This window comes from Amycolatopsis sp. lyj-346 (assembly GCF_046548975.1).
Classification (GTDB): Bacteria; Actinomycetota; Actinomycetes; order Mycobacteriales; family Pseudonocardiaceae; genus Amycolatopsis.
This window is the reverse complement of the sequence record NZ_JAJPWT010000015.1, coordinates 97,569-112,076: the sequence shown is the minus strand read 5'-3', so window position 1 is coordinate 112,076 and position 14,508 is coordinate 97,569. Positions and strand designations below refer to the sequence as shown.

At 76.3% G+C, this 14,508-nt stretch carries 1 protein-coding gene; it reads right to left on the bottom strand.

The window, feature by feature from the left end:
• Positions 1–24 precede the first annotated feature (24 nt).
• Positions 25–14,505 carry a type I polyketide synthase gene (locus ACLJQE_RS33940; protein ID WP_410643745.1) on the bottom strand — a complete coding sequence of 4,827 codons (14,481 nt, stop codon included), beginning with the start codon at positions 14,503–14,505 and terminating at the stop codon, positions 25–27.
• Positions 14,506–14,508 lie beyond the last annotated feature (3 nt).

The window sequence follows — 14,508 nt, the reverse complement described above, 5'->3', positions numbered from 1 at the left end:
TTCCCCACTCCAGCTCGGTCGGGCTCAGTCGAGCTCACCGTCGAGGAGTTCGAACATCTCCTCGGCAGTGGCTCCGGCCAGGTCTTCGGTCTCGGTCGGGTCGGTGCGGCCGTCCAAGGCGCGCAGCATCGCGCGCAGCCGGTCGGCGACGTGGGCACGCTCGGCGCCGTCGAACGCGTCGGCCGCGATGGCCGCGTCCACCCGGTCCAGTTCGGCCAGCGGTCCCGCGGGTCCGGCCGGGCCGCTGCCGAGCCGGTCCAGCAGGTACTCGGCGAGCCGCGCCGGGGTGGGGTGGTCGAACACGAGGGTCGCCGGGAGCCGCAGCCCGGTGGCCGCACCGAGCCGGTTGCGCAGTTCGACCGCGGTCAGCGAGTCGAACCCGAGGCTCGTGAACGGCTGCGCGGGATCGACGGCGTCCCCGCCGCGGTGGCCGAGCACGGCCGCGGCGGCGGCGCGCACCAGCTCGGCCACGGCCTCCGCGCGCCCGGCCGGGTCGAGACCGGCCAGCCGGGCCGCCTGATCGGTCGCCTCGGGAGCGTCGTCCGCGGCCGTGGTCAGCCCGGCGAGCAGGGGGCTCGGCCTGCCGGAGGTGAACCCGACGGCGAACCGGTCCCAGTCGACGTCCGCGATGGTGACGCAGGTGTCGCCGCCCGCCACCGCCCGCGCCATCGCCGTCACCGCGAGCCCGGGGTCCATCGGGGCGAAACCCCGGCGACGCAGGTACTCGTCGGCGGTGCCGTCGGCCGCCATGCCACCCTCGGCCCACGAACCCCAGGCGATGGAGGTCGCGGGCAGTCCCGCGGCGGCACGCTGCCGCGCGAGGCCGTCGAGGAAGGCGTTGGCCGCCGCGTAGGCGCCCTGACCCCCGCTGCCCCAGACGCCGGCGCCGGAGGCGAACACCACGAACGCGGCGAGGTCGCCGGTCAGCTCGTGCAGGTTGAGCGCGCCCGCGACCTTGCCCGCCAGCACCCGGTCCAGCTCGGGCAGCCCGAGCTCGGCGAGGGAGCCGGTGTCGCCCACCCCGGCCGCGTGCACCACGGCCGAAAGCGGGTACTGGGCGGGAATCTCGGCCAGTACCCCGGCGAGCGCGTCCCGGTCGGCGGCGTCGCACGCGGCGACGGTGACGCGCGTGCCCAGCTCGGCGACGAGCTCGCGGGCGGCGTCACTGTCCGCGCCACGCCGGCTGAGCAGCAGCAGGTGGGGCGCGCCCTGGCCGGCGGCCCACCGGGCCACCTGGGCGCCGAGCGCGCCGGTGCCCCCGGTGATGAGGACGGTCCCGGCCAGCCAGCCGGCGGCCCGGCCGGCGGCCGCCGGGGTCCCGGCGCGGACGAGCCGCCGGGCGAGCACCCCCGACGGGCGGATCGCCACCTGGTCCTCTCCCGCGGCGCCGCCCAGCACGGCCGCCAGGTGGCGGCAGGTCGCGGCGTCGACGGTTCCGGGCAGGTCGACCAGCCCGCCCCAGCCGGCCGGGTGTTCCAGCGCAGCCACCCGGCCGAGCCCCCAGACCATGGCGGCCACCGGGCAGGCGGGGTCGCCGGGCAGCACGGGCTGGCCGGCCCGGGTGATCCACCAGGACGGCGCGGTGACCCCGGCTTCGGCGAGGACCTGGAGCACGTTCAGCGTCTCCGCCACGGCGGCCGGGACGACCGGGTGCCCGGGCACCGGTCCGGCGGCCAGTCCGGTGAAGGACAGCACGCCGGCCAGTTCGCCGGCACCGGCGAGCTGTTCGGCCAGGGCCGCCCGGTCCGTGCCGGCCCGGACGACGTCCGCGCCCAGCCCGGCCAGAACCTGGTCGACCCACGGGTCGCTCGCTTGGCCCGGCGGGACGACGGCCAGCCAGCGTCCGCCGACCGCGGACGGCCCCGCGGTGACCGGTGACCACGACTCCGCGTACCGCCAGGAGTCCACTGTGGACTTATCTTGCCGGGCACCGCGCCACGCGGTCAGCGCGGGCAGCACTTCGGTCAGCGCCGGCGCCAGGGCCGGGTCGCCGAGGCCGGCCGCGAGCGCGCCGGCGTCCGAGTCGGCCACCAGGTCCCAGAACTCGCCGTCGCCCGCTCCCTCGGCGGGCGCACCGGCAGTGAGCCAGTAGCGCTCGCGCTCGAAGGCGTAGGCAGGAAGGCCGGCCGGGCCGCCCGCGACGAGCACCGGGTTCCAGCCGACCGGCAGCCCGCGGACGTGCGCGTCGGCCATCCGCCGGACCTGGTCGCGGACGTCGCCCTCACCTCGGCGCAGGCTGGCCACCACGGCGGCCGGGTGCCCGGCGTCCTCGGCGACCGCGCCGATCGCCCCCAGCAGCACGGGGTGGGCGCTGATCTCGACGAACGTGCCGAACCCGGCGTCGAGCAGGGCGCGGACCGCCGGGTCGAAGCGGACCTGGCGGCGGAGGTTCTCCACCCAGTACGCCGCGTCCAAGGGGGTGCCGGCCAGCTCGGCTCCGGTGACGGTGGAGTACAGCGGGATCCGCGGCGGCCGGACCTCCAGCGGGGTCAGGGCGGCGAGCAGGTCGTCGCGCAGGGGGTCGACGTAGTGGGAGTGGGAGGCGAAGCCGGAGCCGATGCGCTTGGTCCGGATGCCCTCCGCGGCACAGGATTCGGCGAACTCGTCCAGGGACTCGTTGTCCCCGGCGAGGACGACGGCGTCCGGGCTGTTCACCACCGCGACGACGAGCCGGCCCGCCCACGGCGCGATCCGTTCGGTGACCTCTTCGTGCGACAGCGACACCGACGCCAGCCCGCCGTGTCCGTCGAGCCGTTCGCCGATCATCCGGCTGCGCAGCACGACCACCCGGGCGGCGTCGGACAGGGACAGGGCACCCGCGGCCCAGGCGGCGGCGATCTCGCCCTGCGAGTGCCCGACGACGGCGGCGGGCCGCACGCCCAGCGACGCCCACCACTCGGTGAGCGACACCATGATCGCGAACAGCACCGGCTGCAGGACGTCGACCCGGTCCAGCGGCGGCGCGCCGGGTTCACCGCGCAGCACCGCGAGCGGGTCCCAGTCGACGAACTCGGCGAGCGTGGCGGAGCAGCGGGTCATCGCCTCGGCGAACGCGGGTGCGGACTCGACCATGCGCAGGCCCATGCCCGCCCACTGGGGGCCCTGGCCCGGGTAGACGAAGACCGGGCCTTCGCCGGTCGCGACGGTCCCGGTGCGCACGTCGGCGTGCGGCTGGTCCCGGCGCAGCGCGTCCAGGCCGGCCAGCAGCTCGGCCCGGCCCTCCCCGACGACGACCGCGCGGTGGTCGAACGACGAACGGCTCAGCAGGGCCGCCCCGACCGTGGCCGGGTCGAGGCCGGGGTGGTCGCCGAGGTGCCCGGCGAGCCGGTCCGCCTGCGCCCGCAGAGCCGTCGCCGACCTGGCCGACAGCACCCACGGCACGACCGGCCCCGCCGTCACGGGGGGCCGGGCCGCCTCGGCGGGTGCTTCGAGCACCACGTGGGCGTTCGTGCCGCTGATCCCGAAGGACGACACACCCGCCCGCCGGGGCCGTCCGGCGTCCGGCCACGGCTCGGCCTCGGTGACCAGCCGGACCGTGCCCGCGCTCCAGTCCACGTGTGACGTCGGCGCGTCCACGTGCAGGGTCGCCGGGACGATGCCGTGACGCATCGCGTGGACCACCTTCATCACCCCGGCGACCCCCGCGGCGGCCTGGGTGTGCCCGATGTTGGACTTCACCGAGCCCAGCAGCAACGGCCGTTCCCGGTTCTGCCCGTAGGTCGCGATGAGCGCCTGCGCCTCGATCGGATCACCCAGCCGGGTGCCGGTGCCGTGCGCCTCCACGACGTCCACATCGGACGGTGACAGGCCCGCGTCGGCCAGCGCGCGCCGGATCACCCGCTGCTGGGCCGGTCCGTTCGGCGCCGTCAGCCCGTTCGACGCGCCATCGGAGTTCACCGCCGAACCCCGCACCACCGCCAGCACCCGGTGACCGTGGCGGCGAGCGTCCGACAACCGCTCCAGGACCAGCACACCCGCGCCCTCGGCCCAGCCCGCGCCATCGGCGGTTTCGGCGAACGCCTTGGACCGCCCGTCCGGGGACAGGGCCTGCTGCCGCGAGAGTTCGACGAACACGTCCGGCGAAGCCATCACGGTCACCCCGCCCGCCAGCGCGAGCTCGCAGTCGCCCGCCCGCAGGGCCCGCGTCGCCCAGTGCAGGGCCACCAGCGAGGAACTGCACGCCGTGTCGAGGGTGACGGCGGGCCCTTCGAAGCCAAAGGTGTAGGCGATCCTGCCGGAGACCACACTGCCCGCGTTGCCGTTGCCCACGAAGCCTTCCAGCTCCTCGGGCACGGTGGTCAGGCGGCTCGCGTAGTCGTGGTACATGTGGCCGACGAACACCCCGGTCTGGCTGCCGCGCAGCGCCGCGGGATCGATGCCCGCGGCTTCGACGGCCTCCCACGAGGTCTCCAGCAGCAGCCGCTGCTGCGGGTCCATCGCCAGTGCCTCCCGCGGGCTGATCCCGAAGAACCCGGCATCGAAATCCGCCGCGTCGTACAAAAAACCGCCCTGACGCGTGTACGAAGTGCCCGCATGCTCCGGATCCGGGTGGTACAACCCCTCGAGGTCCCAGCCGCGGTCGGCGGGAAAGGCGCCCACCACGTCCGCGCCTTCGGACACCAGGCGCCACAGGGCTTCCGGGGTGTCGGCCCCGCCGGGGTAGCGGCACGCCATCCCAACGATCACCACGGGGTCGTCCGCGGTGCCGGCCCGGACGGGCGCGGCCGTGGCCGTGGCCGTGGCGGACTTCCCGGCGAATTCGGCCAGCAGCCGGTCCGCCAGCGCGGCCGGCGTCGGGTGGTCGAACACCAGTGTGGCCGGCAGCCGCGACCCGGTGACCGCGGCGAGCCGGTTGCGCAACTCCACCGCGGTGAGCGAGTCGAAACCCAGTTCGGTGAACGGACGGCCGGGCGCGATCCGCGCGGTCTCCGCGTGGCCGAGCACCCGGGCGACCTCGGTCCGCACCACGGCCAGCACGGCGGCGGCGCGCTCGGTTTCCTCGAGCCCGGTCAGGCGGCCGGCCAGGGCACCGCCGGACGGCGGCCGGCCGGACCGGGCGCGGACCAGGCCGCGCAGGAGCGCGGGGACGTCTCCGGCGGGTGCCTCGATCTTCGCGGGGACCACGACGGCGCGGCCGGTGGTCAGTGCCGCGTCGAACAGCGCGAGCCCCTCTTCGACCGGCAGCGGGGGAAGGCCGGCGCGGCCGGTGTCCAGGCCGGCCGCCATGCCCGACGCCCACGGCCCCCACGCCAGCGATGCCCCGGGCAGGCCCAGTGAGCGGCGGTGCCGGGCCAGTGCGTCGAGGAAGGCGTTCGCCGCGGCGTAGTTGCCCTGGCCCGCCGCGCCGAACACGCCGGAGGCGGACGAGAAGGCGATGAACGCGGTGCGCTCGCCGATCAGTTCGTGCAGGTTCCAGGCGGCGTCCACCTTGGGCCGCAGCACGGCCGCGAGCCGGTCCGGCGTCAGGGTTTCGACCAGCCCGTCGTCGAGCACGCCCGCCGCGTGCACCACGGCGCCGACCGGCTGCCCGTCGAGCAGTGCCGCGACCGCGGCCCGGTCGGTGAGGTCGACGGCGGCGACCCGGGCGCGGGCCCCCAGTTCGGCCAGGTCGGCGACCAGCTGTCCGGTGCCCTCCGCCGCGAGCCCGCGGCGCGAGACCAGCAGCAGGTCCCGGACGCCGTGCGCGGCCGCGAGGTGGCGGGCAACCAGCGCCCCGAGTCCGCCGGTGCCGCCGGTGACCAGCACGGTCCCGGACCACTCGGGCCCGCGCCCCGGGCCGGCCGCGACGCGGGTGAGCCGCGGTGCGGTGACCTCGCCCACGCGGACGCGCAGTTCCGGCTCGGCGGGCAGCCGGCCGAGCACGGGATCGGCGACCGCATCGGTGTCGGCCGTGGCGAACCGGCCCGGGTGCTCGGATTCGGCCGTGCGGACCAGGCCGCGCAGGGCGGCGACGGCGGGATCGTCCGGCGCGTCCTCGGTCACGAAGACCAGCCGGTCGCCGTCTCCGGCGAGCCAGTCCTGGATTTCCGCCAGTGCCCACGCCGTGAGTCGGTGCGCGGCGGCGGGAACCGGCTCGGCCGGGTCGCGGGGAACGGTGCGGAGCACGTCGCCGGTCGCCCCGTCCGCCGGCCCGGCGGGCACCCAGTCGATGCCGTGCAGTGCGTCGGTGCGGGCGGCGCGGGGACGCAGCACGAGCGTGTCCGCCGACAGCACGGGTGTGCCGTCGAGCCCGGCCACTTCGATCGACACCGTGTCCGGGGCGACCGCGCGCAGCCGGGCGCGGACCGTCCGGGCACGACCGGCGTGCCGGCTGACCCCGGTCCAGGCGAACGGGATCGCCCCGGGCCGGATACCCAGGTCGGCGCAGCCGAGAGCGTGCAGGACGGCGTCGAGCAGCGCCGGGTGCGGGCCGGGTCCGTCGTCGGGGACGTGCTCGGGCAGCGCGGCTTCGGCGTAGAGGGTGTCTCCGTGGCGCCAGGCGGCCCGGAGGCCCTGGCACGCCGGGCCGTACGTCAGGCCCGCCGCGGCGAACGCGTCATAACACCCCGACACGTCGAGTGGCCCGGCATCCGGCGGCAGGGCGACCCCTTCGCCGGTCGCCGGCGCGGAGTCCAGGAAGCCGGTGGCGTGGACGGTCCACTCCCCGGTGTCCCCGGCGCGCGCGTGGACGGCGACGGGCCGCCGGTCACCGTCCGGGGCGCCGACGGTGACCTGGTACCGGACCGTGCCGCCGTCGGGCACCACGAGCGGCGCCGCGACGACGAGATCGGCGACCCGGGCACAGCCGGCCTCCGCCGCGGCCCGCAGGGCCAGCTCGAGCAGCCCGGTGCCGGGCACGAGCACGGCCCCGTCGACGACGTGGTCGGCCAGCCACGGGTGCGTCCGGGCGGACAGGTCACCGGTGACCAGGAAGCCGTCGCGGTCGGCGAGCTCGACGACCCCGGTGCCGGTGGCGGCCGGGGCGGCTGCGGGCCAGAAGCGCTCGCGCTGGAAGGGGTAGGTCGGGAGCTCGACGCGCCGGGCCCCGGTGCCGTCGAACGCGGCCGCCCAGTCGACGTCGTGCCCTGCGGTGTCCACTGTGGCCAGTGCGGTGAACCACGTCGCCTGCTCGCCGGAGTCCGGGCGCAGGGCCGCGGCGACGGCGGCGCCGGGCAGGGAGCCGGCGGCCGCGGCCCCGAGCGCGCCGTCCGGACCCAGTTCCAGGGCGGCCGTCACGCCTTCGGCGGCGAGGGTGCCGACGGCGTCGGCGAACCGGACCGGCGCGCGCACCTGCGTGACCCAGTACTCCGGATCGGTGAGGTCGGTGACGGCACCGGTCACGGTGGAGACGACCGGGATCTCCGCCGGTGCGAAGGACAGTTCCCGCACCACGGCGCGGAAGGCCTCGAGCATCGGCTCCACGGCGGCGGTGTGGAAGGCGTGGGAGACCCGCAACGGCCGGGCCCGCTCGAACCCGGCGGCGACGCCGGCGACCGCGTCGGCGGCCCCGGCGATCACCACCGCCTCCGGGCCGTTGACCGCGGCGATCGACACCCCGTCGGCCAGCACCTCGCGGACGGCGGCCTCGGTCGCGCGCACCGCGACCATCGCCCCGCCCGGCGGCAGGGCGCCCATCAGGGACGCGCGGGCCGAGACCAGGCGGCAGGCGTCGGGCAGGGACAGGACCCCGGCCACGTGCGCGGCCGCGATCTCGCCCGCCGAATGCCCGGCCAGCAGGCCCGGGCGGAGCCCGAACGACTCGGCCAGCCGGAACAGGGCCACTTCGAGGGCGAACAACGCCGGTTGCGCGAACTCGGTCCGGTCGAGCGCGGCGGCGGCCGCCGCCCCGGCGCCCCACACGACGTCGCGCACGCCGGGCAGGTGGGCGACGGCGGCGTCGAACGCCCCGGCGAACACCGGGAACCGTCGATGCAGTTCCCGGCCCATGCCGAGCCGCTGGGACCCCTGCCCCGCGAACAGCACCGCGACCGGCCCGGGTTCCGCGACGCCGCGGGCGACCTGCTCCACGACGCCGTCCGCGGTGGCCAGCAGCACGGCCCGGTGCGCGAACCGGGTACGCCCGGCGAGGGTCAGCCCGACGTCGGCGGTGCCGAAGCCGAGCGGTTCGGCCAGGTGCTTGAGCCGGACGTCGAGGGCGGCCGCCGACTTCGCCGACACCGCCCACGGCGCCACGTCCACCGACACCGGCGGGGGCACCGGCACCGCGGGCGGCTGCTCCAGCACGACGTGCGCGTTGGTGCCGCTGACCCCGAACGACGACACCCCCGCCCGGCGCGGCCGGTCCCCGGCGGGCCACGCCGTCGCCGCGGTTACCAGTTCGACGGCGCCCGCGTCCCAGTCCACATGGGACGACCGCTCGGCGGCGTGCAGGGTCGCGGGAACCACACCGTGGCGCATGGCCTCGATCATTTTGATCAGGCCCGCCACGCCGGCGGCGGCCTGGGTGTGCCCGATGTTGGACTTCACCGAGCCCAGCAGCAACGGCCGTGCCCGGTCCTGCCCGTAGGCGGCCAGCAGGGCCTGGGCCTCGATCGGGTCGCCGAGCGCGGTTCCCGTGCCGTGGCCCTCGACCACGTCCACTTCGGACGGTGCCAGCCCGGCGTTGGCCAGTGCCTGGCGGATCACCCGCTGCTGGGCCGGTCCGTTCGGCGCCGTCAGCCCGTTCGACGCGCCATCGGAGTTCACCGCCGAACCCCGCACCACGGCGAGCACCTCGTGGCCGTGGCGACGAGCGTCCGACAACCGCTCCAGCACCAGGACGCCCGCGCCCTCCGCCCACGCGACGCCGTCGGCGCCGTCGGAATACGCCTTGCACCGCCCGTCGGCGGCGAGGCCTCGCTGCCGCGAGAACGCCACGAACGCGGCGGGCGTGGCCATCACGGTCACACCGCCCGCCAAGGCGAGGCCGCACTCGCCCGAGCGGAGCGACTGGGCCGCCAGGTGCACGGCCACCAGCGACGACGAGCACGCCGTGTCGACGGTGACCGCGGGGCCTTCGAGGCCGAAGTGGTAGGCGACCCGACCCGAGGCCACGCTCGGCGCGCTGCCGCTGCCGGAGAACCCTTCGGCGTCCGCGCCGTGCGCCAGGCCGCCGTAGTCGCTGTACATCACCCCGGCGAACACGCCGGTGGCGCTGCCGCGCAGGGCACGGGGGTCGAGGCCGGTCCGTTCGAACGCTTCCCAGCTCACCTCCAGCAGCAGCCGCTGCTGGGCGTCGGTGGCGGCGGCTTCCCGCGGGCTCATGGCGAAGAAGTCCGCGTCGAACCAGGGCGCGTCGTGCAGGAACCCGCCCTCGACCAGGTACGTCTTGCCCGGCGCGTCGGGATCCGGGTGGTAGAGGTCTTCGATGTCCCAGCCACGGTCGGCGGGAAAGCCGGTGATGGCGTCGGTTTCGCTCTCGACCAGCCGCCACAGGTCCGACGGCGACTGCACCCCGCCGGGGTAGCGGCACGCCATCCCGACGACGACCACCGGGTCGTCGTCGCCGGCGCTCGCACTCGCCGTCACGGCTTCGGGCGCCACCGCGCCGAACAGCTCTTCGAGCAGCCGGCCGGTGAGCGCCGCGGCGTTCGGGTGGTCGAAGGCCAGCGTGGCCGGCAGCCGGAGCCCGGTGCTCGTGGCGAGCCGGTTGCGCAGGTCGACCGCGGTGAGCGAATCGAAACCCAGTTCCTGGAACGACCGGTCCGGATCGATGGTGGCCGCGCCCGCGTAACCGAGCACGGTGGCGACCTGTCCCCGGACCACGTCCAGCACGGCGTCGCGCCGCCGGGCCGGCGGTACCGCCGCCAGCCGCGCGGCGAGCCCGTCGCCCGGTGCGGCGCGGGGCCGGGACGCACGCACCAGCCCGCGCAGCAGGGGCGGAACCTCGGCCCTGGCTCGCAGGTCGAGCCGGACCGGAGCGACGACCGGCGCTCCGGAAGCGAGCGCCGCGTCGAAGAGCTCGGCGCCCTCGGCGGCCGTCAACGGCGTCATCCCGGACCGGGCCAGGCGGTCCTCCGCGGCGTCGTCGAGGGTGCCGGTCATGCCGGCCTCGGGCACCCAGGGCCCCCAGGCCAGGGAGACGCCGGGCAGGCCGCGGGACCGGCGGTGCCGGATCAGCGCGTCGAGGAACGCGTTCGCCGCGGAGTAGCCGGCTTGGCCAGCGGAGCCGAAGGTGCCCGCGGCGGAGGAAAACACGACGAACTTCTCGACGTCGGCCAGTTCGTGCAGGGTCCACGCGGCGTCGGCCTTGGGCGCGAACACCGTCGCGAGCCGGCCGGGGTCGAGGTGGCCGAGCACGCCGTCGTCGAGGACACCCGCCGCGTGCACCACCGCCCGGACCGGGTGCCCGTCGAGCAGCTCCGCCACGGCGGCGCGGTCGGCGACGTCGCACGCCACCACTTCGACCTCCGCGCCCAGTGCGGCCAGTTCCGCCACCAGGGCACCGGCTCCCGGGGCGGCCGGGCCGCGGCGGGACACCAGCAGCAGGCGCCGGACGCCGTGTTCGGCGGCGAGGTGGCGGGCGATCACGGCGCCGAGGCCGCCCGTGCCGCCGGTCACGAGGACGCCGTCCTCGGGCCACTCCGCCTCCGTGCCGGTGCCGGTGCGCCGCGTCAGGCGCGCTGCCGAGACACGGGACCCGGAAACCAGCACCTGTGGCTCACCGGCGGCGAGGACGGCCAGTGCGGCCTGGACCGCATCGGGTTCGGCTTCGGCCTCGTCGAGATCGAGCAGGCCGAACCGGCCCGGGTGCTCGAGCTGGGCCGCGCGCACCAGGCCCCACACGGCGGCGGCCGCGACGTCCCGGCCGCCGGTGGCGCCGCGGGTGACGAACACCAGGCGGTCGGTGTCCCCGGCGAGGTGGTCCTGCACGAGCGCGAGCGCCCGCGCGGTTTCGCGGTGAGCCGAAGCCACGACGTCGTCCGGGTCGCCCGCCACGCCGGCCAGTACCGTGTCCGCCACGTCGGCGGTGCCGACCAGGCCGGCCAGGCCGAGGACGTCCGGTCGCACGACCGCCACGGCGGCCGGGTCCGGCGGGACGGCCGCGGCGAGGGGTGCCCAGTCGAGGCCGAACAGCGCGTCGGCGGCCGGGCCGGGCGTCTTCGCGGGCCGGAGCGTCAGGTTTTCGACGGCGGCCACGGGCACGCCCGCGGTGTCGGTGACGGCGATCGCGAGGCCGTCGGGGCCGGTGCGGGTCAGCCGGACGCGGATCGCGGTGGCGCCGTGGTGGCCCACCGTCACCCCCGACCAGCTGAACGGCAGCGCCCCGGACCGGGCGGTGGCCGCCAGGCCGAGGAAGGCCACCGGGTGCAGTGCGGCGTCGAGCAAGGCGGGGTGCAGGCCGTACCGGCCCGCCTCGGCGCCGCCCCCGGGCAGCGCCACCTCGGCGAAGACCTCACCGGCCGCCGAGCGCCATGCGGCGCGCAGGCCCTGGAACGCCGGACCGTAGGCCCAGCCCGCGTCGGCCAGCCCGGCCCGCAGTTCGGCGACGTCGATCGGTTCGGCGGCCGGCGGCGGCCACTCGAACCCGTCGACCGCGACCGGTTCGGTCGCGACGACCCCCGTGGCGTGCGTGGTCCAGTCGTCGGCCGCGTCCGTCCGCGCATGCACGCCGAGGACGCGCCGTCCCGCGGCATCGGGCTCCTCGACCCGGACCTGCACCCGCACCGCGCCCTGCGCAGGCAGGACGAGGGGCGCGGAAATCGTCAGTTCGTCGACGCGGGCGCACCCGGTCTCGGCCGCCGCCCGCACCGCGAGTTCGAGCAGGGCGGTCCCGGGGACCAGCGTCCGGCCCTGGATGACGTGCTCGGCCAGCCACGGGTGGGTGCGGGTGGACAGGCTCCCGGCGAACAGGACCTCGGCACCGCCCGCCACCGGGACGGCCGCGCCGAGCAGCGGATGCCCCACGGCGTCCAGGCCCCAGTCCGCCGCCGTGCCGGCGGCCTTGACCGGGGGCCAGTAGCGCTCGTGGTGGAAGGCGTAGGTCGGGAGGTCGATGTGCCTGCCGCCGTCGACCGCGGGCGCCCAGTCGACCGGGATCCCGCTGGTGTGCAGGTGGGCCAGTGCGGTCAGGAAGGTGGTTTCCTCGTCGCGGTCCTTGCGCAGCGCGCAGGCGCCGGGTAGCTCCCCGGCCAGCGCGGTGAGCACGCCGTCGGGACCGAGTTCGAGCAGGGTGGTCGCCCCGGCGGCGCGCAACGCGGCGACACCGTCGGCGAAGCGGACCGTCTCGCGCACGTTGCGGACCCAGTAGTCCCCCGCCGGGACGGTCACCGAAGGGTCCACAGTGGACACGAAGGGAATCTCCGGCGCGTGCTGCGCCAGCGAGTCCGCCACGGCGGCGAACTCGTCGAGCATCGGGTCCATCAGGGGCGAGTGGAACGCGTGCGAAACCCGCAACCGCGTCGTCTTCGCGAACTCGCCTGCGACCGCGAGAACAGCGGCCTCCTCCCCCGCGATCACGACCGACTCCGGGCCGTTCACCGCCGCGATCGCCACCCCGTCGACCAACGACGCGCGCACGGCGCCCTCCGCGGCCCGCACCGCGACCATCGCCCCGCCGGGGGGCAGGTCTCCCATGAGGGACGCCCGTGCCGACACCAGCCGACACGCATCCTCCAACGACAAAACCCCCGCCACGTGCGCAGCGGCAACCTCCCCCACCGAATGCCCCACCACAAAATCCGGCCGAACCCCAAACGACTCCACCAACCGGAACAACGCCACCTCAACCGCAAACAACGCCCGCTGCGCATGCTCCGCCCGCTCCAGCAACACCTCGTCCATACCCCACAGGACGTCCCGAACCCCCGGCAACAACCCCGCCACCGCATCAAACGCCGCCGCAAAAACCGGAAACCGACCAACCAAACCCCGCCCCATCCCCAACCGCTGCGCACCCTGACCGGGGAAGACCACGGCGAGCTTTCCCGGCGCGGCAACGCCCCGGGCCACCTCGCGCACGTCCTGCGCGGTCGCCAGCAGTACCGCGCGGTGCGGGAACGCGGACCGGGCGGCCAAGGTCGCCCCCGCGTCGAGCCGGTCCGCCCCCGTCTCGGTGAGCCGCGCGATCTGGGTGTCCAGCGCCGGGGCCGACGCGGCCGACACGGGCCACGGCACCACGGGTGGCACGACCCGCTCGGGCACCGTGGGTGTGGGTGCCTGCTCCAGGACCACGTGCGCGTTGGTGCCGCTGACGCCGAACGAGGACACCCCGGCCCGGCGCGGCCGGTCGGCGGGCCAGTGCCGGGCCTCGGTGAGCAGCCGCACCTGGCCCGCCGCCCAGTCCACCCGCGCCGAAGGCCGGTCGACGTGCAGGGTCGCGGGCAGCACGCCGTGCCGCATGGCCTGGATCATCTTGATCACGCCCGCCACGCCGGCCGCGGCCTGGGTGTGCCCCAGGTTCGACTTGACCGAGCCGAGCCAGAGCGGCTCGGTCCGGTCCTGCCCGTAGGTCGCGAGCAGCGCCTGCGCCTCGATCGGATCGCCCAGCCGGGTCCCCGTGCCGTGCGCCTCGACGGCGTCCACATCGGACACCGAGAGCCCGGCGGCGGCCAGCGCCCGGCGGATCACCCGCTGCTGGGCCGGGCCGTTCGGCGCGGTCAGCCCGTTCGACGCGCCGTCGGAGTTCACGGCGGATCCGCGGACCACGGCCAGGACGCGCCTGCCGTTGCGGACCGCGTCGGCGAGCCGCTCGAGCACCAGTACCCCGACGCCTTCGGACCAGCCGGTGCCGTCGGCCGCGTCGGCGAACGCCTTGCACCGCCCGTCCTCGGCGAGACCGCCCTGGCGGGAGAACTCGGCGAACACACTGGGCGTCGCCATGATCGACACCCCGCCCGCCAGCGCCAGCGTCGATTCGCCCCCGCGCAGCGATCCGCAGGCCAGGTGGATCGCGACGAGGGACGCCGAGCACGCCGTGTCGACGGTCAGGGCGGGGCCTTCGAGCCCGAGGGTGTAGGCCACCCGCCCGGACAGCACGCTGCCGGCGTTGCCGGTGAGCACGTGCCCCTCGACCTCCGGCGCGGACCCGGCGACCAGCCCGGCGTACTCCTGGCCGTTGGAGCCGATGAACACCCCGGTCGGGCTGCCGCGCAGGCCGAGCGGGTCGACGCCGGCGTCCTCCACCGCCGCCCACGCGGTTTCGAGCAGGTGCCGTTGCTGCGGGTCCATCGCCAGCGCCTCGCGCGGGCTGATCCCGAAGAACCCGGCGTCGAACCCGGTGGCGGAGTCGAGGAAGCCGCCCTTGGTGGTGACCGAACCGCCCGGCCCGCCGGGCTCGGCCGACAGGGCGGCGAGGTCCCAGCCGCGGTCGGCCGGGAACTCCGCGGCGACGTCCTGACCCGCGTTGACCAGGCGCCACAGGTCGGCCGGTGAGCCGACGCCGCCGGGGAACCGGCACGCCATCCCGACCACGGCGATCGGTTCGCCGGTGCGGGTTTCCGCTTCGGCCAGCCTCCGCCGCGTCTCGCGCAGATCGGCGGTGACTTCCTTGAGGAAGTGCCGCAGCTTCTCCTCGTTCGCCATCAGGCT